The sequence below is a fragment of the Comamonas odontotermitis genome, from assembly GCF_020080045.1.
GTDB lineage: Bacteria > Pseudomonadota > Gammaproteobacteria > Burkholderiales > Burkholderiaceae_C > Comamonas > Comamonas odontotermitis.
This window is the reverse complement of record NZ_CP083451.1, coordinates 2,821,623-2,840,165: the sequence shown is the minus strand read 5'-3', so window position 1 is coordinate 2,840,165 and position 18,543 is coordinate 2,821,623. Positions and strand designations below refer to the sequence as shown.

Annotated in this window: 17 protein-coding genes; 9 read left to right on the top strand and 8 right to left on the bottom strand. The window is 61.1% G+C overall.

Going from position 1 to position 18,543, the window contains the following annotated elements; translation table 11 throughout:
* Positions 1-68 precede the first annotated feature (68 nt).
* The 4 genes from cyoD to cyoA are packed head-to-tail and all read right to left on the bottom strand — an operon-like array spanning position 69 to position 4,193.
* Positions 69-488, bottom strand: a complete 420-nt coding sequence (gene cyoD, locus LAD35_RS13175) for a cytochrome o ubiquinol oxidase subunit IV (RefSeq protein WP_224149499.1) — start codon at positions 486-488, stop codon at positions 69-71.
* Positions 489-1,112 carry a cytochrome o ubiquinol oxidase subunit III gene (gene cyoC / locus LAD35_RS13170; protein WP_224149498.1) on the bottom strand — a complete coding sequence of 208 codons (624 nt, stop codon included), beginning with the start codon at positions 1,110-1,112 and terminating at the stop codon, positions 489-491.
* Positions 1,105-3,108 (bottom strand): cytochrome o ubiquinol oxidase subunit I, encoded by a 2,004-nt coding sequence (gene cyoB / locus LAD35_RS13165; protein WP_224149497.1) that lies wholly within the window; start codon positions 3,106-3,108, stop codon positions 1,105-1,107. Before cyoB ends, cyoC begins: the two co-directional genes overlap by 8 nt.
* A gap of 29 nt (positions 3,109-3,137) precedes the next feature.
* Complete coding sequence (cyoA, locus tag LAD35_RS13160; protein WP_224149496.1) at positions 3,138-4,193, bottom strand: ubiquinol oxidase subunit II; 1,056 nt, start codon at positions 4,191-4,193, stop codon at positions 3,138-3,140.
* Between the two features lie 186 nt (positions 4,194-4,379).
* Between cyoA and LAD35_RS13155 the strand changes: the two genes are divergently transcribed.
* Entirely contained in the window at positions 4,380-5,729 is a 1,350-nt protein-coding gene (locus LAD35_RS13155) for an MFS transporter (RefSeq protein WP_224149495.1), read from the top strand.
* Positions 5,730-5,891: 162 nt separating this feature from the next.
* Here LAD35_RS13155 and LAD35_RS13150 read toward each other — a convergent pair whose 3' ends face one another.
* Positions 5,892-7,904 (bottom strand): peptidase U32 family protein, encoded by a 2,013-nt coding sequence (locus LAD35_RS13150; RefSeq protein ID WP_224149494.1) that lies wholly within the window; start codon positions 7,902-7,904, stop codon positions 5,892-5,894.
* A gap of 270 nt (positions 7,905-8,174) precedes the next feature.
* On the opposite strand from LAD35_RS13150, the gene LAD35_RS13145 reads away from it, so the two are divergent.
* From LAD35_RS13145 to LAD35_RS13135, 3 genes are all read left to right on the top strand, one after another.
* Positions 8,175-8,429: a hypothetical protein gene (locus LAD35_RS13145; RefSeq protein ID WP_224149493.1), complete on the top strand. Its 255-nt coding sequence runs from the start codon at positions 8,175-8,177 to the stop codon at positions 8,427-8,429.
* A gap of 179 nt (positions 8,430-8,608) precedes the next feature.
* Entirely contained in the window at positions 8,609-10,063 is a 1,455-nt protein-coding gene (gene tadA / locus LAD35_RS13140) for a tRNA adenosine(34) deaminase TadA (protein ID WP_224149492.1), read from the top strand.
* A 189-nt stretch (positions 10,064-10,252) separates the two neighbouring features.
* Entirely contained in the window at positions 10,253-11,500 is a 1,248-nt protein-coding gene (locus LAD35_RS13135) for a PLP-dependent transferase (RefSeq protein WP_224149491.1), read from the top strand.
* Between the two features lie 64 nt (positions 11,501-11,564).
* Here the strand turns inward: LAD35_RS13135 and LAD35_RS13130 are convergent, their stop codons facing one another.
* Positions 11,565-12,158, bottom strand: coding sequence for an arylesterase (locus LAD35_RS13130; protein ID WP_224149490.1), 594 nt, complete (start codon positions 12,156-12,158; stop codon positions 11,565-11,567).
* Between the two features lie 97 nt (positions 12,159-12,255).
* Between LAD35_RS13130 and LAD35_RS13125 the strand changes: the two genes are divergently transcribed.
* From LAD35_RS13125 to LAD35_RS13105, 5 genes are all read left to right on the top strand, one after another.
* Positions 12,256-12,975, top strand: coding sequence for an ABC transporter ATP-binding protein (locus tag LAD35_RS13125; RefSeq protein WP_224149489.1), 720 nt, complete (start codon positions 12,256-12,258; stop codon positions 12,973-12,975).
* Positions 12,976-13,104: 129 nt separating this feature from the next.
* Positions 13,105-13,701, top strand: a complete 597-nt coding sequence (locus LAD35_RS13120; RefSeq protein WP_224149488.1) for a phosphatase PAP2 family protein — start codon at positions 13,105-13,107, stop codon at positions 13,699-13,701.
* Positions 13,702-13,704: 3 nt separating this feature from the next.
* Positions 13,705-15,354: an ArnT family glycosyltransferase gene (locus tag LAD35_RS13115; RefSeq protein WP_224149487.1), complete on the top strand. Its 1,650-nt coding sequence runs from the start codon at positions 13,705-13,707 to the stop codon at positions 15,352-15,354.
* Between the two features lie 105 nt (positions 15,355-15,459).
* Positions 15,460-16,017 carry an NADPH-dependent FMN reductase gene (locus LAD35_RS13110; protein ID WP_224149486.1) on the top strand — a complete coding sequence of 186 codons (558 nt, stop codon included), beginning with the start codon at positions 15,460-15,462 and terminating at the stop codon, positions 16,015-16,017.
* Positions 16,018-16,132: 115 nt separating this feature from the next.
* Positions 16,133-16,801 (top strand): alpha/beta hydrolase, encoded by a 669-nt coding sequence (locus LAD35_RS13105; protein ID WP_224149485.1) that lies wholly within the window; start codon positions 16,133-16,135, stop codon positions 16,799-16,801.
* A gap of 10 nt (positions 16,802-16,811) precedes the next feature.
* Here the strand turns inward: LAD35_RS13105 and LAD35_RS13100 are convergent, their stop codons facing one another.
* Positions 16,812-17,648 carry a M90 family metallopeptidase gene (locus tag LAD35_RS13100; protein ID WP_224149484.1) on the bottom strand — a complete coding sequence of 279 codons (837 nt, stop codon included), beginning with the start codon at positions 17,646-17,648 and terminating at the stop codon, positions 16,812-16,814.
* Positions 17,649-17,651: 3 nt separating this feature from the next.
* Positions 17,652-18,512, bottom strand: a complete 861-nt coding sequence (locus LAD35_RS13095; protein WP_224149483.1) for a UDP-2,3-diacylglucosamine diphosphatase — start codon at positions 18,510-18,512, stop codon at positions 17,652-17,654.
* Between the last annotated feature and the right edge of the window lie 31 nt (positions 18,513-18,543).

Here is an 18,543-nt window from a genome sequence, read left to right as displayed (position 1 = left end):
GCCTGGAAGAGGGCGGAACGCGGGGGCTTTACATCCGCGTTCCGTTGCGTTTCGTTGGTCAAAACAGCTCAGTGGTTGGCGTGGTCCTGTGCAGGTTGCGTAGCAGCTGCAGGCGCAGTGTGCTTGTGGCCAGGCATCATGTTGGCATTCATGTGGTACATGACCCACAAGGTACCAGCCAGCGTCACTGCCACGAACACGATGGTGAAGATGGTGGACATCAAGGTCCAGCCGCCTTCGATCTTGCCGTTCATGTGCAGGAAATAGACCATGTGAACGATGATTTGCACCACAGCGAAGAAGGCAATCACCACCACAGTGGTGGTGCGGTTCTCGAACACGTCGCCCATCACCACGGCAAAGGGGATTGCCGTCAGGATGATCGAGAGGAAGAAACCGATCATGTAGCCCGAGAAGGTGCTGTGCGGGCCATCGTCATGACCGTGGTCATCGTGGCCGTGTGCTGCGTGATTGTGTTGTGCGCTCATTTACAGCACTCCCATCAAATATACGAAGGAGAAGACGCCGATCCAGACCACGTCCAGAAAGTGCCAGAACATCGACAGGCACATCAGGCGGCGGTTGTTTTCATGGGTCAGACCATGCTTGCCGATCTGCAGCAACAAAACCACCAGCCACACCAGGCCGAAAGTCACGTGCAGACCGTGGGTGCCCACTAGTGCAAAGAAGGCCGACATGGCAGCGCTGCTTCGCGGGCCGGCGCCCACATGGATCAGGTGGTGGAACTCATAGAGTTCCACACCCAGGAAGCCTGCACCGAAGAGGGCGGTGATGATCAGCCAGGTGATCGTGCCCTTGACCGAGCCCTTTTGCTTGGCCAGCATGGCGAAGCCGAAGGTAATGGACGACAGCAGCAGCAAGGCCGTGTTGATCGCCACCAGGGTCAGGTCAAACAGCTCGGCGCCGCCAGGGCCGCCAGCATAGTTGCGGCCCAGGGCGCCATAGGTGGCAAACAGGGCTGCAAAGATGAGGCAGTCGCTCATCAGGTAGAGCCAGAAGCCCAGAGCAGTGCCGTTTTCGACGTGCGGTTCTTCCTTGAGGAAGTAGTCGCGGGTACCGGTCGCACCGGCGAGGGTATTGTGATTAGACATGGCGGGCCAACAGTTGGGTACGGGCTTCTTCGGTGACTTCCACCTGCGCTGCAGGGATGTAGTAGTCACGCTTGTAGTTGAAGGTGTGGATGATCGAGGCCAGCACGATACCGGCAAAGCTCAGGCCAGCCAGCCACCACATGTGCCAGATCATGGCAAAGCCAAAGACCAGGGCGATCATCGAGATCACGAAGCCGGCGCCGGTGTTCTTGGGCATGTGGATTTCCACGAAGCCGTCGAGCTTGCGCTTGAAACCGTGCTTCTTCATATCCCACCAGGCATCGCTGTCATGCACGGCTGGCGTGAAGGCGAAGTTGTACTGGGGAGGAGGCGAGGAAGTGGCCCATTCCAGGGTACGGCCGTTCCAGCAGTCACCGGTCACATCACGCAGCTGGTCACGCTTGAGGTAGCTCACGAACAACTGGATGAAGAAGCAGGCGATGCCCAGTGCAATCAGCACGGCGCCGAAAGCAGCGATGATGAACCAGATCTGCAGCGAAGTGTCTTCGTAGTGGTTGACGCGGCGGGTCACACCCATCAGGCCCAGCACATACAGCGGCGTGAAGGCAACCCAGAAGCCAACGAACCAGAACCAGAACGATGCCTTGCCCCAGAACTCGTCGAGGCGATAGCCGAACGCCTTGGGATACCAGTAGTTGATGCCGGCGAACACGGCAAACACCACGCCGCCAATGATCACGTTGTGGAAGTGGGCGATCAGGAACAGCGAGTTGTGCAGCACGAAGTCAGCAGGAGGAACGGCCAGCAGAACACCGGTCATGCCGCCGATGGTGAAGGTCAGCATGAAGCCCACGGTCCACAGCATGGGAACGGTGAAGCGGATGCGGCCGCGGTACATGGTGAACAGCCAGTTGAAGATCTTGGCGCCGGTCGGGATCGAGATGATCATCGTGGTGATGCCGAAGAACGAGTTCACGCTGGCGCCGGAGCCCATGGTGAAGAAGTGGTGCAGCCACACCAGCCAGGACAGGATGGTGATACACACGGTGGCGTACACCATCGAGGTGTAACCGAACAGGCGCTTGCGCGAGAAGGTGGCGACGATTTCGGAGAACACGCCAAAAGCGGGCAGGATCAGGATGTAGACCTCTGGGTGGCCCCAGATCCAGATCAGGTTCACGTACAGCATGGGGTTGCCGCCCAGCTCGTTGGTGAAGAAGTTGGTGCCGACATAGCGGTCCAGGGTCATCAGCACCAGCACGGCGGTCAGGATCGGGAACGAAGCCACGATCAGGGCGTTGGTGCACAGCGAGGTCCAGGTGAAGATGGGCATCTTCATCAGGTTCATGCCAGGGGCGCGCATCTTGATGATGGTCACGATCAAGTTGATACCCGAGAGCGTGGTGCCCACACCGGCAATCTGCAGTGCCCAGATGTAGTAGTCCAGACCCACGCCAGGGTGGTATTCACCCAGGCCCGACAGTGCCAGCCAGCCCAGCGTGGAGAACTCACCCACGAACAGCGAAGCCATCACCAGCACAGCGCCAGAGGTGGTCATCCAGAAGCTGAAGTTGTTCAGGAACGGGAAGGCCACGTCGCGCGCACCAATCTGCAGCGGCACCAGATAGTTCATCAGGCCCGTCACGAAAGGCATGGCCACGAAGAAGATCATGATCACGCCGTGGGCGGTGAAGATCTGGTCGTAGTGGTGCGGGGGCAGGTAGCCCATGGCATCGCCGGCAGCCAGGGCCTGCTGGCCGCGCATCATCACGGCGTCGGCAAAGCCGCGCAGGAACATGACGAGGCCCAGGATCATGTACATGATGCCGATGTTCTTGTGGTCGATGGAGCAGATCCAGTTCTTCCACAGCGGGCCCCAGAGCTTGAACTTGGTGATACCGGCAACGACGACGAGGCCGCCCAGGACCACGGCGATAAAGGTCCACAACACGATGGGCTCATGCACCATCGGTATGTCATTCCATGTCAGCCGCCCGAGAAGCGGGTCATGGCTTGCGTTAGTAGCTACGGACATATTGAGTCTCTTTGAAAATTCGCGATGGGTTATTGCGCCACGGTGGGGGCGATCTCGTCCACACGCAGGGCTGCCACCACTTGCGTGGCATTGGCGGCCGTGCACACGTCATCCTGCGGCAGCAGCGAAACGCTCTTGCCTGCCTTGGTGCGGGCATTGATATTGGCCATGGCGTCCTTGGCCATCATGTCGTCCATGCACATCTTGCCCGCTTCCACGCAGCGGTTGACGATGGCGTGGTAGAGGGTGCTGTCCACATTGCCGAACAGGCGGACGGGATCGCGCTCGCTGGGCTTTTCCAGCTTCACGTACTCAGCGCGGTCGAGGGTGGCGCCTTCGGTCTTGGCCTTCTGCACCCAGGCGTTGAAGTCGCCGTCGGCGAGGCCGTGGAACTTGAAGGTCATGCCGGCAAAGCCTGCGCCGCTGTAGTGCGAGCTCATACCCTTGTACACGCCAGGCTTGTTGATCACGGCGTTGAGCTGCGTCTGCATCGAAGGCATGGCGTAGATCATGCCGGCCAGATCAGGAACATAGAACGCATTCATCGTGGTGGTGGCGGTCAGCTTGAAGCGGATCGGACGGTCCACGGGAGCCGCCAGTTCGTTGATGGTGGCGATGCCTTGCTCGGGGTAGATGAACAGCCACTTCCAGTCCATGGCGACCACTTCCACCTCCAGCGGCTTGACATCGGCCGGAACGGGGCGGTTGGCGTCCACGCGGTCCAGCGGACGATAGGGGTCGAGCTTGTGGGTGTAGATCCAGGTGATGGAGCCCAGCGCGATGATGATCAAGAGCGGCACCGACCAGATCACCAGCTCCAGGGTCGTGGAGTGGTGCCATTCGGGGTCGTAATCAGCGGGCTCGTTCGATTCGCGGTACTTGAAGGCAAACAGCAGGATCAGCACCATGACCGGAACGATGATGATCAGCATCAGCAAGGTGGCGATGATCACCAGATTGCCGGACTGGGCAGCAACATCCCCGGCGGGGTTGAGCACAACGGTATTGCAGCCCGCAAGGCTGGCGGCGGCTAGTAACGCCGCGACGAGCCGCGAGGGCCCGCGAAGTTTTTTGAGATCAGGCATGCGAAAAGGCACGGCAAGCGCGCTTAGGTAGAAACATGGATTGCAAAATCCCGCCAAATGTAAATGCTAGAGGCAGGCCTGTCGATTGGACATTTTGTCCTACGTCCTCTCAAAAAGTACCCTGCTAGGCTCCTGAATGGGTACGGTCGTAACAGGCCTGTTACAGCTTGAGGAAGGAGCTTTTGTATGAGTAGTCTCGGTTACGCAGCATCTCCTGTCGGCAGCAATCACAGCGCTGATCAACATACACGGTCCGCTGTGCATGATGACGTCACACCTGGCGAAATTGCGGTCGGCGTTATTATCGGCCGTTCGTCGGAGTATTTCGACTTTTTCGTATTTGGCATAGCGTCGGTATTGGTCTTTCCGACAGTCTTCTTTCCTCACTTTTCCAGGTTGAATGGCACGCTGCTGTCGTTTGCTATATTTTCTATAGCTTTCCTCGCCCGTCCCGTGGGAACTGCCATCTCGATGGCCATCCAGCGTCGCTGGGGGCGTGCTGCCAAGATGACCATCGCCCTGTTTCTGTTGGGCGTTGCAACGGTTGGTATCGCATTTTTACCCGGGTATGAATCGATAGGTCGAACGGCCATCGTGCTGCTGGCCCTGTTCCGCTTCGCCCAGGGCCTGGCACTGGGTGGTTCATGGGATGGCCTCCCATCGCTGCTGGCCATGACCGCACCAACCGACAAGCGCGGCTGGTACGCGATGATCGGCCAGTTGGGCGCTCCGTTGGGCTTTGTGATTGCGGCAGGCCTCTTTGCCTACCTGTACGGCACCCTGAGCGAGAGCGAGTTCCTCAGCTGGGGCTGGCGCTATCCCTTCTTTGTGGCGTTTGCACTGAACGTGGTGGCGCTGTTTGCCCGTCTGCAGCTCGTGCTGGGTCGCACCTACACCCAGGCCATGCAGGAACGCGAGCTGGAGCCCGTGAGCGTCACCCGCCTGATCGATGAAGAAGGGGGCCACGTTGCCATCGGCGCCTTTGCCGCCCTGGCCAGCTTTGCGCTGTTCCATCTGGTGACGGTATTCCCGCTGTCGTGGATTTTGCTGTACTCCGACCAGTCGATCACCGAGGTGCTGCTGGTGCAGATGGTGGGTGCTGTATGTGCAGCGTTCGCCATCGTGGCATCGGGCAAGCTGGCCGACCGTTTTGGCCGCCGCAATACCCTGGGTGCCATGGCCGTGCTGATCGGTCTGTTCAGCCTGGCAACGCCAATGCTGTTGTCGAGTGGCGTCATCGGCCATGACATCTTCATCATTGTCGGCTTCGTGCTGCTGGGCCTGTCCTATGGTCAGTCCTCCGGTACCGTGACTGCCAACTTCTCGCCTCAGTACCGCTACACGGGGGCTGCCCTGTCGACCGATATGGCCTGGCTGGTAGGGGCTGCTTTCGCGCCTGTAGTGGCACTGGGGCTCTCTGCCAAGTTCGGTTTGATCGCAGTGAGCCTGTATCTGCTGTCTGGTGCCGTCTGCACGCTGGTAGCCCTGGGCATCAACCGTGCGCTGGAGTCGAGGGAACCCTCCAGTGCTGATTGAGCGTCGATCCGGGATCTTGCGATCCGGCGATCCGGCGATCCGGTTTTATCAGGGAATGGTCTATTGAAGACTGGAGCCGTGGATTGACCTGACGGTCTCCGCCTTGGTAGAAAAAGAGCTGCTTGAAGGCAGCTCTTTCTTTTTATGGATGGGGCAGGGGCTTCAGCTCTGTACTACTGCGGGCCGTGTGCGGTAGAACTGCATCGGAAACTCCTGCATCTCCTTGAAGTGCTGGTTCATCACCGATTTCTTCATCTTGCCCACCACATGCATCTCGCAGGGCTTGCAGTCAAAACGCAGCGTGAGCTTTTCCTTGCCGTTGATGAGCTGCAGCGGCTCGGCCTTGATGGTTCCCTTGACGCCGATCACGCCCTTGGCCTGCTTGGGGCACAGGCTCATCGAGAAGCGCACGCAGTGCTTGGTGATCATCAGTGAGACTTCGCCTTCCTCTTCCTTGCTCTCGTAGGCGGCGTCGATCACCTTCACACCATGCTTCACATAGAAGTCGTGTGCCTTGTGGTTGAACACATTGGCCAGGTAGGTGAGGGTGTCTTCAGGGAAAGGAGCAGGCGGCTCCACAGGCTCGGCACGCGGCAGGCGCACGAAGCCCTTGGCGCGGGCTTCTTCCAGTGCGGCCACGGCATCGCGGCGCAGCTGGTTGAGCGCCGAGGCTGGCACGAACCAGGGCTGCGAAAGCTGCAGGCTGATGTCGTGCACGGCAAAGACCGTGGCGCCAAAGCGGCCCAGTTGCTCGCGCAGCGAGATTTCGGCCTTGACGGTATCGGTAGCTGTCTGATGGACTTGGGCGATGGTGGCACTGCCGGTGAAACCGTCCTCATCGGTCAGCTGCAGGGCAAAGCCGTCGGCAGTTTCACGCAGCTCTGCCCACAGGCCGATGCGGCGGTCGCTGGATTTTTTGTCCAGCGTGCGTATCCAGTCCATGTCGCGGTTGCGGTTGATCTCCAGGCCCTTGCGCAGGTCCTTGAATTCGGCGATCTCATTCTTGGGAAACACGCGCCAGATGCCTTTCTTGGCGTTGACGCATTCGGCGCGGTTGATGTGCACGCCCACCAGTTCCTTTTGCAGGTCGTAGTAGCACAGGCCGTCGCCGTTGTGAAGCACGGCGGTCTTGTCGCTCACTTCCAGCTCAAACCATTTGTCACCCGCCTGGCCCACTTGCGTCACCCAGCCAATGGCACGGCCCGGCGTCTTGGGCGTGTCGAAAGCGCCAATGTCATCCTTGCGGCCGTTGACGAAGTAATCGGTGAACTCGCGGTTGAAGTTCTGGTCCGGGTCGGGCTCGAAACTGAAGGTGGTGCGCCCCGAGGACGAGCGCGCGAGCGGTGCGTCGGAGAACTCGCGCTCTTCGATGATTTCGTCGAGCAGCTTGCGGTAGTGGGCGGTGATGTTTTTCACATAGCCCATGTCCTTGTAGCGGCCCTCGATCTTGAAGCTGCGCACGCCTGCATCAATGAGTGCGCGCAGGTTGTCGCTCTGGTTGTTGTCCTTCATCGACAGTACGTGTTTCTCGTGGGCGATGATGCGGCCGCTGCCGTCCAGCACTTCGTAGGGCAGGCGGCAAGCCTGGTTGCAGTCGCCACGGTTGGCGCTGCGGCCCGTATGGGCGTGGCTGATGAAGCACTGGCCCGAATAGGCCACGCACAGCGCGCCGTGCACAAAGAATTCAATGGTGGTGCGTGCCGGATCAGTGGCCGCACGCACGGCGGCAATCTGTCGCAGATCCAGCTCGCGCGCCACCACGATCTGCGACAGGCCTGCGTCCTGCAGAAATCGGGCTTTCTCTGGGGTGCGGATGTCCGACTGCGTGGACGCATGTAGCTGAATAGGCGGCAAATCGAGCTCCAGCAGTCCCATGTCCTGGATGATGAGCGCGTCGGCTCCAGCGTTGTAGATCTGCCAGGCCATCTGACGGGCTGCTTCCAGTTCGTCGTCGCGCAAAATGGTGTTGAGCGTGATGAAGATGCGGCTGCCAAAGCGATGGGCGTGGGTGATCAGCCGTTCCAGCTCACGGATATCGTTGCCGGCAGTTGCGCGCGCGCCAAAGGCGGGGCCGCCGATGTAGACGGCATCGGCGCCATGGTTGACGGCTTCAATACCGATATCGGCGTCGCGGGCCGGGGAAAGCAGTTCGAGCTGGTGGGGCAGGAGGGACATAGGGGCGCGGTGGTGCTTGCTTCGTGTCTGCAGGATGGCCTGCAGCCCAATGCCGCAGCGATCCTTCTGCCATTGACGGCAGGGCGTCTGCGATATCCGGGAGAAGCAAGTGGTTGATTTTTGTCAATTTTAACCGGATTGACGCCTGATTCAGGTTCAGTGGCTTCGCGGGGCGTGCGCTTCACTGGTGGTGCGCGCAGGTGCCGGTCTGAGGATGCTCGGCCTTGCCGCGCGATAATCGCGCCATCACAACCGGTTGTAGAGGGACGTATGCGCGCTGTTTTTGGTCTCGTCGGTATCCTGGTGGTCATGGCCATTGTTGCCATCCTGATGAAGCAGAATCTGCAGGCCACCCGAAGCACCAGTGGAGCGAGTGCTCCGGCGACGGTGGAGGGTGTCAAGGTGCCGCAGGTCGATACCAGCAAGAATGTGCGGGAGCAGAGCCAGCAGATTCAGCAGCAGGTGCAGACGGAGCTGAACCAGGCCTTGCAGCAGGGCGCAGACCGCGCAAAGGATGCGGAATGAAAATGGCCTTCTGCGTTTTCCCTTAAATTGATGATCGCTATTTTTTGTGAGTGCGTGCAGCGGGCTTTGAAGCGTTTCTGTCATAACTTCGGCGTCTGAAAGTTTGTTCAACTGCAATCGGTGCGATGTCCATTTCAGATGATGGGCATGGTGCACCCCTATCCAACTGCCTCCAACCCATGACAGCGGACTCCATTCCCCCTTTTGAAGACGATGCGCACTGGATGCGTGCAGCGCTGCAGCAGGCGCAGGCGGCTGCGCAGGCTGGCGAAGTGCCGGTGGGCGCTGTGGTGGTGCAAGGTGGGGTCATCATCGGCCGTGGGTGCAATCGGCCTGTCGGTCTGCACGACCCCAGCGCCCATGCAGAAATCCAGGCGCTGCGCGATGCGGCGCAGCATGCGGGCAACTACCGGCTCGAAGATTGCACGCTCTATGTGACGCTGGAGCCCTGTGCCATGTGCGCCGGCGCCATCCTGAACGCACGCATGGCCCGAGTGGTGTGGGGCGCTGCGGAGCCCCGCACCGGGGCGGCTGGCTCGGTGATCAACCTGTTTGCCAATGCCCAGCTCAACCACCATACGCAAACCACTGCGGGGGTGCTGGCCGAAGACGCGGCTGCCTTGCTGACCGGATTTTTCGCGGAACGCCGGCAGGCACAGCAAGTGGCAGCCCGGGCTGCACACCCCTTGCGCGACGATGCGCTTCGTGTGGATGAAAAGATCTTCCACGCCGATTGTGACTGCGCAAGTAGCTCCTGTTTTTATAGTGATTGGCCGCCACTGGCGGGTTTGCGCCTGCATGTCAAGGACAGCCATGCGAATGGCGCTGACGCACCGGCCGCCATGCGCTGGCTGATGCTGTCCGCCAGCCCGGCCCACCAGGGGCTTTTTCGCCCACTGGCTCAGGCCCTGGCAGCTTTGGGTGACCGCGTGGTGGTGCCGGACTGGATTGGCCTGGGCCGCAGCGACAGGCCCAAAAAGGATGCGGGAGTGAATGACGCCTTGCACCTGGCGACGCTGCAGGCGCTGGCCGAGCACTTGCAACTGCAGCCCGATATGCTGCCGGACGCGCGGCCAGATGCGCAGCCAGAAGCTCCGGCAAAGCTGGTGATTGCCGCACACGGAGATGCGTCCCGTCTGGGCCTGGCGCTGTACCGGCTGCTCGCGCAGGCAGGCGTGCCGCTTGCGCGCATGGGGCTGTGGCTCATCAACCCCGCACTGCCGCGCCATGCCACACCGGCCTACCGCCAATGGCTGGAGCAGGTGCAGCGCAAACCTGCGTTGGATGTAGCGCAAGCACTACAGAGCAGTGCATTGGATGGGCTGCCTGCTGCAGATATCGCGCAATGGCAGGCGCAGTTCCCTGACCGGGGGCATCGTGCCGGGCTGCGTGCCTGGGCGCGTGATGCCCAGGCATGGGTGGATGCGGAGGCGGGCAGCATGAATGCTCCGCTGGAGCTGCCGGACGCCAGTCTGGTGAGCGCAGGCGAGAGCGCCCAATGGTGGCCGTGGCCTGTGCTGGCGTCGTTGGAGACAGTTCCGCGCCTGTGTTCAGGTGGAGATTGGCTGCCGTTGCAAAATCCGCAGGCATTGCTGGAGCACGCCGCTTTTTTCCGTTCCACACTGCAGCAGTGATGACAATGTGACTGTGCTTGCCCGCCTGGGCGTGCCATCGCGTCTGCCCTGCTGCACAATGGCTGCTGACCAGAAGTTGTAGCGTTTTGCGCAGATGGTGCTCGGGCCCGGCATGGTTCGCATGAAGATGCCCGTTGTCGTCCCTTGTCCGCGCAGGCCCTCATTGTTTTTGCTTCCACACGTTTTGCCATGACCGAGCCTCGTACACCAGCCCCATCGGCACTGACCGACCTGATTCACCATCCTTACGCGCCGACCGCGCCTTTTTCTGCGCCCCAGCCGGGTGTGTTCAAGGCATCGAGCATCTTTTTCCCCAATGTGCAGGCCATGCGCAGCTGGGACTGGAAAGACAAGAGTGCCTTCACCTATGGTCTGCATGGCACGCCCACTGCCTACATTCTGGAAGAGCGCATTGCCGCGCTGGAAGGCGGCAAGCACTGCCTGCTGGTGACAAGCGGCCTCGCAGCGATTTCTGTGGTGGGCCTTGCCATGCTCCGTGCGGGCGACCATGTGCTGTTGCCCGACAACGTCTATGGCCCGAGCAAGGGCTTTGCCGAAAGCGAGTTGGCGCGTTACGGCGTGAGCGTGGGCTATTACCAGCCGCTCAATGTGGCGCACTGTGCCAGCCAGATCCAGCCCAATACCCGCCTGGTCTGGCTCGAAGCCGCAGGCTCGGTGAGCATGGAGTTTCCTGACCTCCGTGCCCTGGTGCAGCTGTGCAGAGACAAAGGTATTCCTACTGCTATCGACAACACCTGGGGTGCTGGCCTCGCCTTCAATGTGTTTGATCTGGACGGCGATGGCTCTCACCGCCTGGGTGTCGATATCTCAGCGCACGCCCTCACCAAATACCCCAGTGGCGGCGGCGATGTGCTGATGGGCTCCATCACCTCGCGCGATCCGGCCATCCATCGCCGCCTGCAGGCCACGCATATGCACATGGGTTTTGGTGTGGGCGTCAACGATGTGGAAACGATTCTGCGCAGCCTGCCCAGCATGTCCCTGCGCTACTACGCGCACGATGCGGCGGCGCGCCAGTTGGCCAGCTTCATGGCGCAGCAGACGGCAGTGGTGCAGGTGTTGCACCCTGCCTTGGAGGGCTCGCCCGGTCACGCGTACTGGAAGGCGCAGTGCGGCGGAAAAAACGGTCCGCATGGGCTCGAAGGCGCTGCGGCGGGTCTTTTCAGCGTGGTGATCGATCCGCGCTACACCCAACAGCAGATTGATCTGTTCTGCGAAAGCCTGCGCTGGTTCAAGCTGGCGTACAGCTGGGGTGGCCCCATCAGCCTGGTAGTGCCCTACAAGATCGGCAGCATGCGCTCGCTGCCGGAAGAGAGCTTGAAGCCAGGCACGGTTGTGCGCTTCTCGATTGGGCTGGAAGACGCGGCAGACCTGCAGGCAGACCTGGCGCAGGCGCTGCAGAAGGCGTTCGGCTGAGCGAAGCGTGAAGCGGTGTAGCGCCCGTTGTTCAGGTTTTTGAAGTGAAAACCTGTTCTGCGCGCTACATCAGCTTTTGCAGCTGAGGCCACACATTGGCCAGCAAGGTCGGGTGGGCGCTCGCGAGTGGGTGGATGCGGTCGGCCTGAAAGTTCTTGCCGGCATCGGGTACATCGGCCACGCCTTGCAGCAAGAAGGGAACGAGGCCGGTCTTTTTGTCTGCAGCCAGTGTGGTGAAGACCTTGGCGAAATCGGCGGTATACCGTGCACCGTAGTTGGGCGGCACCTGCATGCCCAGCAACAGCACCTTGGCGCCCGATTGCTGCGCGCCGTCCACCATCGCAGCCAGATTGGCCTGCGTGCTGGTCAGGGGCAGGCCGCGCAGGGCGTCGTTGGCACCCAGTTCAATCACTACGATCTTCGGCCGGTGCTGCTTGAGAAGGCCTGCCAGGCGAGCGCGGCCACCAGAGCTTGTATCTCCGCTGATGCTGGCGTTCACCACCTGGTAGGCCGGGTTTTTCTGCTGTGCGAGCCGGCTCTGCAGCAGCGCCACCCAGCCGCTTCCGCGGGCGATGCCGTACTCTGCACTGATGGAGTCTCCGACGACCAGAATCGTCGCTGGCGCAGATGGCTGGGCGCCTGCGATTGTAAAACCCATAGCAGCCCAGGACATCAGGGGTACCGTTACGATGGTACGAACGAAGCGCCGCCTGCCAAGGCGCGTGCCGAAACTGGATGGAGAAAAGCTGTTTTTCATGAATGACGCATTGCTTTCGCAGACACAGGGAGTCGCCACGGTGCTTGAGGCCCGCCGATTGGGTAAATCGGTCACCGATTCCACCGGCACCTTGACGATCCTGCACGATGTGGACTTTAGTATCGCACGGGGTGAAACCGTCGCCATCGTGGGTGCATCGGGCTCGGGCAAGAGCACCTTGCTGTCCTTGCTGGCCGGCCTCGATACACCGACGACGGGCACGGTGATGGTGGGCGGAGAAGACCTGTTCGCGCTGGATGAAGACGAGCGGGCGGCGCTGCGCGCACGCAGTATGGGCTTTGTGTTTCAGAACTTCCAGCTGATGGGCAACCTGACGGCCATCGAGAATGTGATGCTGCCACTGGAGTTGGCGGGCAGGCGCGATGCGCGCAAACTGGCCGCGCAGATGCTGGAGCGCGTAGGTCTGGGCCAGCGCCTGTCGCATTATCCCAAGCTGCTTTCGGGCGGCGAACAGCAGCGTGTGGCGCTGGCGCGGGCATTTGTGGTGGAGCCTGCGGTCTTGCTGGCCGACGAACCGACGGGTAGCCTTGATTTTGCCACTGGCGAGTCCGTGATGCGGCTGATCATGGATCTGAATCGGGAGTTCGGCACTACCTTGATGATGGTCACGCACGACCGCAGCATCGCCGCGCAATGCAACCGCGCCATCACGATTGCTGCGGGTGCTGTGGTGCAGGACAGCAGTACGGTTCTCTAACCGCTTTCCACTGGATATTTCTTGCATTAAGACATCGGTAAGTTCATGACGCCACAGTGCCTTCCTGCGGAAAGCGCTGCTGCCGGGTGAATGCCCATCCAGGGCGGCCTTCTGCCTCAGAGGGCTGCAATGGAAGAGATGAATCTGCACTGGTTTGCGTGGATGGCAGGAGGTGTTGCGCCAACAGCCTGGGTGCTGGTGGTTGCCAGATGGCTGGGCACCTATGGCGTGCTGCTGGCAGCCGCTGTGTTGGTATGGGATTGGTGGAAGTACCCAGCAAATCGCCTTTACGTGGTGGGTAGCCTGGTATGCTGCGCCGCCGCCGTATTGCTGGCGCACCGCCTGGCGCTATGGATCGGCCATCCTCGCCCATTTGTCATGGGGCTCAGCCCTGCCTATATTGACCATGCAGCCCGTGGTTCCCTGCCCAGTGCCCATGCAAGTGCGCTCTTTACCATCGGTTTTTGTCTGTTGGGACTGCGGCAGTTGCGCCTTGCAGGTGCGGCAATCCTGATAACCGGCCTGGCTGTGAGCTGGGGCAGGGTGTACTGCGGTGTGCATTTTCCACTGGACATTGCCGCTGGAGCGGTGCTCGGTTTCACATTGGCTGGCATTTACGGATGGGTGTGGCGACATGCAAATCCTGCGCTGCTGGGGCAGGGAGGCGAGGGGCTGCAGAGCCATGCGCCACTTGTGCAATCTTCGATGCCAGCCTCTGCGGAATAGGCCATGGACAGCCTCTTTACGACGCGGGCGGTGCCTGCCCGCTTTGCATGGACCACTGAGACCAGGATGGGCTTGTGGATCGGCGTCTGGCTGTTTGCTCTGGCCTGGGTGCGGCCGCTCAGCGATCCGGATGAAGGGCGTTATGCCGTAGCTGCTTTGGAGATGCTCCGCAGAGGTGATTGGATAACGCCTTCGCTCAATGGCTTGCCTTTCTTTCACAAGCCTCCGCTTTACTATTGGCTTGCAGCGCTGGGCTTTCAGGTTGCAGGCGTGCATGAATGGGTGGCACGCCTGCCTTCCTTGCTTGGTGCCTGGGTGGCTGCCATGGCCTTGTTTACCTTGCTCAAGCGCTGCGCAAACCAGTCTGTTGCTATTGCAGCGACTGTGGTGCTGGTCACCATGCCTTATGCCTATCTGGCGGCGCAATACGCCAACATGGACATGCTGCTGGCGGGATGCATGACGGCATGCATAGGCTGCGCAGCCGTTGCCACGCTGCAAGCGCGCAACGGAGCCGGTCGGCGGCTCTGGATGGGCTGGTTGATGGGCGCCGGTATCTGGGCTGCATTGGGTTTTCTGGCCAAAGGTCTCATTGCCCTGGTGCTGCCGGGCATGGTATGGGCCATTTGGCTCGTATGGGAGAGGCGCTGGCGCCAATGGTGGCTGCCACTGCATGCGGCTGCATGGTTGCCGGTACTGTTGATTGCAGGGCCCTGGGTGTGGTTGGCACAGCAGCGCCATGGTGGCTTTTTTCACTACTTTTTTGTCACGCAGCACTTCCAGCGCTACACCGGTACCACCTTCAACAACCCGCAGCCCTGGTGGTTTTATGGTGCCGTGATTGCATTGGCCGCCTTGCCCTGGACTGGGTGGGCGCTGACTGCCGGCTGGCGCTGCTGGAGGCGCGGACGCGGGATGGCCCGGAGCCGCCTCGTGGGTCTTTCTGCAGCGGTGCACGGTACCCAGCCCGCCATGTCTCCATCCGCTGCTGTCCGTAGCCTGGATAGGCTCATGCTGGTGTGGTTTGCCGTCGTGGTGGTGTTTTTCTCCGTGCCGAACAGCAAGATTGTGGGGTATGTGCTTCCAGCATTGCCGCCCTTGGCCTACGCCGTGGTACGTGTGGTGCAGGCTGCTGGCTGGCAGCGGCATGCACGGCCTGTTGCTGGCTTGGCTGCCGTGCTCTGTGTGGCGCTGAGCCTGGTTTTGGGAACCGTGGCTGTTCCTGCCAAAGCCCGGTGGCACACCCTGGGCGCCTTGCCGGTGCAGGCGGCAGACCGGTTGGTGATGCTGGAGCACCTGTATTACGAGGTTCCCTTTTACCTGCCTGCCATGCAGCCGCCTCTGGTGATCGACGATTGGAAGGTTGGCGAGGGTAGTCAGGCAGACAACTGGAAGAAGGAGTTGACGGATGCTGCTGAATTCGATCCGCAGCATGGCAGCACGGTGCTGCTGGATGCACGGGCATTGCAGGCCTACGCATGCGCCCATCCGCAGCAGCGTCTGTGGGTCTTCGGCACGGCAGAGGCTGTGCAGCGGCAGTGGCGATCCTTGCATGATGAGTCGGCGGCCCTGGTCCTGGGCGGCACGCAGGTGTGGCGGATGGACGGTGGCAGGGCATGCACCGGTCTGCAGAGAGGGGGCATCAGCGGCTGAGGTGAAGCCGGTCGCTCTGCTCGCTTTTGCCTACACGGCGGGTCACAAACAAGGGGTATAACCACAAGACTTCACCCTCTGCATGTCTGGAAAGTGAGAATGACCGTGGAAAAACTGAAAATCGGCGTGATCGTTGGCAGCAACAGCAAGGCATCGATCAACCAGCAACTGGCGCATGGCCTTGTGAATCTGTCAAAAGACAAAGCGGATTTCGAGTTTCTCGATCTGAGTGCTTTGCCTTTCTACAACCGGGACAGCGATGCTGATAGCTACCCGGCTGCGTTCACGGCATTCAAAGACAAGGTCCGCAGCAAGAACGGCATCTTGTTGGTAACGCCGGAACACAATCGTTCTGTGCCGGCATATCTGAAGAACGCGCTCGATGGCGCAAGCCGTCCCTATGGTGCCAGCGCCTGGGCAGGCATTCCTGCGGGCGTTATCGGTACATCGCCTGGCGGCCCTGGTACTGCGATGGCGCAGCAGCATTTGCGCAATATCCTGGTTTTTCTCGATATGCCAGCCATGGCGCAGCCAGAGGGCTTCATCCGCTGGACGGACGGCCTGGTGGATGCGCAGGGGCAGGTCGCAGCTGCGAGCAGGGATTTTCTGGGCAGCTACATGGACAAGTTCTTGGCCTGGGTGGCGCTGCACCAGAAAAAATAAGCGCCTGCAATGGATGAGCGGTAGCTGCTGATACCATGCAGCCACTTTTTTGCGTCTGCGTCACTGCTTTGACGCGGTGCCTTCCCGGGAACTTTGCGATTGCTGGATACCTGTCATGCTGAACTTGCCACTCTCCCACCTGTACCGCGCGGCCGATCCTTCGGTACCTCAACCATGGCTGCTGGTGCTGATGCACGGTGTGGGCAGCAATGAGCAGGACCTGTTTGGCCTGGCAGACTTCGTGCCGCAGGCCTTCCACGTACTCAGCCTGCGCGCGCCCTACACGATGGCTGAGCAAATGTACGCCTGGTTCCAGTTCGGCGTCAATCCTGATGGCAGTCGCACCATTGATGCAGCGCAGGAGCGCGCCAGCCGTGCGCTGGTGGAGCAGACCTGCCGTGAAGCCTGTGCTCAGCTGCAGGTGCCTGCGGAGCGGGTGGTCGTGGGAGGCTTCAGCCAGGGGGGCATCATGTCCCTGTCCGTGCTGCTGACGCAGCCCGCGTTGCTCAAAGCGGTTCTGGTATGGCACAGCCGCCTGTTGCCGGAGATTGCCGGTGAGGAGGTTGCCGCAGCCGCACTGGCCGGGCACCATGCATGGGTGAGCCATGGCAGTGCCGACAACGTTATCCCCTTGCAGCAGGCCCATGCCATTCGCGCACATCTGCAGGCCACACCGGTGGATCTGGTCTACCGTGAGTACCCTTGCCAGCACAATCTGCACCCAGCGGAACTGCAGGACAGCATGCAGTGGCTCCGCTCGCTGGCGGAAGGGGTAGCACCTTGAGGTGAGGCGCCTATGAGGGACGTGGTGGCTCGGGCCAGTGAAAGAGGCCTGCGAGCATGCGATCGAGCTGCGGCCACTCCTGACCAAAGCGTACGCGGTTGACAAAGAATGCCTCGCAGGCCACTGCAAAAAATTCGGCAGGAGCCGTGGCGCCATAGGCGTCGAGCCAGGGGGCTGGTTCGCCAAAACGCTCGGCCTTGGTGATGGCTTGGCGAAAATGCTCAAAGGCCTGGGTCCAGGTCAGCTCCCAGGCCTTGCGCGCCTCTGCTGCCGCGGGGATGCCCAAAAAACCGGCAGGCAGGGCCGGATAGCCATCCGCGCCACCATTGCGCATGTCGATCTTGTGGCAGAACTCGTGAATCACGACACTGGTGCCACGCTCTGCCTGCATGGCAGGGTTTTGGTCGATGGCCGCCCAGCTGAGGGTGACGGGGCCGCGTTCCATGGCTTCACCTTCGAGCATCATGCGGCGCTGCGATACCAGTCCTGCGTCTTCATGCACGTCGCGGGTTGCCACCATGGTGCCGGGGTGTACCACGATGCCGACAAAATCGTCATAAAGCGCGATGGCCCGGCTGGCGTCACCACGGTACAGCAAAGGCACACAGGCCTGCGCTGCAATGGTCAAGGCCATGCGGTCGTCCACCACCAGGCCATTCGCACCCGAAAATCGTTTGTTGTGCAGAAACAAGGCGCTGAGCGCCCGCAGTTTGGACTTCTCTTCCAGCGACAGGGCCTGCAAGAAAGGATGGCGCTGCAGCACATGCAGCCAGAGGGATGAGGGAATCTCGGGCACGGGGCGCACCCGTGCGCGCAGCTTCAACCAGGTGCGTCGCCACCAGCCCATCGCTTAGTTCGGGCGCCCTGGCGGGTGCGCCAGATAGTCTGCCAGAGGCAGGCGTTGCAGGCCGGATGCATCAATACGCAGCACCTCGGCGCGTGCCTGCGCCGGCTCCAGATCCGTGTCCCAATCGGTCAGAACCACTCGCTGGTGGGCCGCATCCAGTGCGTGAATGGCTGGGCGGTGCGTATGGCCGTGGATGAGGGTCGAGGCGTTTGCACGCTGCAGCCACTCCAATGCTGCAGCATGGTCGACATCGGCGGTGATGACTTCACGCATTTTTCGCGCCTCGCTCTCGCTGCGCATGCTGCCGGCCAACAGGCGCCGCTGCGCCAGGGGCTGGGCCAGCAGTTGCTGCTGCCAGGCAGGGCTGCGGGCCAGCGTGCGAAAGCGCTGGTAATCAGCATCTTCCACGCACAGCGCGTCGCCGTGGCTCAGCAGCCAGCGTTGGCCCGCAAAGTCCAGGCAAGTGGGGTCGGCCAGCAATTGCATGCCGCTGCGCTGGGAAAAATGCGAGTCCACCAGAAAATCACGGTTCCCGTGAATAAAAAAAAGAGAGCGCTTGGCGCTTGCCTGGTGGAGGATTGAGGCACACCGGGCTTCAAAACTGCCCGGCTCATCCAGTGCGTCATCGCCCACCCAAGCCTCAAAGAGATCGCCCAGCATGAAGATCGCGTCTGCCGTGCTGGCTTGCAGATACTGCTGCCAACTGGCATTCGTCGCTGGGAGCTGGGGCTGCAGATGCAGGTCGGAGATGAACTCGATACTGCACCATGAAGAAGGCGCCACCAGGTCCCCGATAGCCGTTTGCGCCAGCGCAGCACGCACGGCGGCAGCGCTTGCGGAGGGCGAGGGGGGGGAACTATCCATGCGGGCCTGGCGGTGTGACCTGGAGCCTGGT

Excerpts from the sequence above, each read along its gene's own strand:
- cyoD (WP_224149499.1), bottom strand. The coding sequence starts at position 488 with ATGAGCGCACAACACAATCACGCAGCACACGGCCACGATGACCACGGT.
- cyoC (WP_224149498.1), bottom strand. The coding sequence starts at position 1,112 with ATGTCTAATCACAATACCCTCGCCGGTGCGACCGGTACCCGCGACTAC.
- cyoB (WP_224149497.1), bottom strand. The coding sequence starts at position 3,108 with ATGTCCGTAGCTACTAACGCAAGCCATGACCCGCTTCTCGGGCGGCTG.
- cyoA (WP_224149496.1), bottom strand. The coding sequence starts at position 4,193 with ATGCCTGATCTCAAAAAACTTCGCGGGCCCTCGCGGCTCGTCGCGGCG.
- LAD35_RS13155 (WP_224149495.1), top strand. The coding sequence starts at position 4,380 with ATGAGTAGTCTCGGTTACGCAGCATCTCCTGTCGGCAGCAATCACAGC.
- LAD35_RS13150 (WP_224149494.1), bottom strand. The coding sequence starts at position 7,904 with ATGTCCCTCCTGCCCCACCAGCTCGAACTGCTTTCCCCGGCCCGCGAC.
- LAD35_RS13145 (WP_224149493.1), top strand. The coding sequence starts at position 8,175 with ATGCGCGCTGTTTTTGGTCTCGTCGGTATCCTGGTGGTCATGGCCATT.
- tadA (WP_224149492.1), top strand. The coding sequence starts at position 8,609 with ATGACAGCGGACTCCATTCCCCCTTTTGAAGACGATGCGCACTGGATG.
- LAD35_RS13135 (WP_224149491.1), top strand. The coding sequence starts at position 10,253 with ATGACCGAGCCTCGTACACCAGCCCCATCGGCACTGACCGACCTGATT.
- LAD35_RS13130 (WP_224149490.1), bottom strand. The coding sequence starts at position 12,158 with ATGGGTTTTACAATCGCAGGCGCCCAGCCATCTGCGCCAGCGACGATT.
- LAD35_RS13125 (WP_224149489.1), top strand. The coding sequence starts at position 12,256 with ATGAATGACGCATTGCTTTCGCAGACACAGGGAGTCGCCACGGTGCTT.
- LAD35_RS13120 (WP_224149488.1), top strand. The coding sequence starts at position 13,105 with ATGGAAGAGATGAATCTGCACTGGTTTGCGTGGATGGCAGGAGGTGTT.
- LAD35_RS13115 (WP_224149487.1), top strand. The coding sequence starts at position 13,705 with ATGGACAGCCTCTTTACGACGCGGGCGGTGCCTGCCCGCTTTGCATGG.
- LAD35_RS13105 (WP_224149485.1), top strand. The coding sequence starts at position 16,133 with ATGCTGAACTTGCCACTCTCCCACCTGTACCGCGCGGCCGATCCTTCG.
- LAD35_RS13100 (WP_224149484.1), bottom strand. The coding sequence starts at position 17,648 with ATGGGCTGGTGGCGACGCACCTGGTTGAAGCTGCGCGCACGGGTGCGC.
- LAD35_RS13095 (WP_224149483.1), bottom strand. The coding sequence starts at position 18,512 with ATGGATAGTTCCCCCCCCTCGCCCTCCGCAAGCGCTGCCGCCGTGCGT.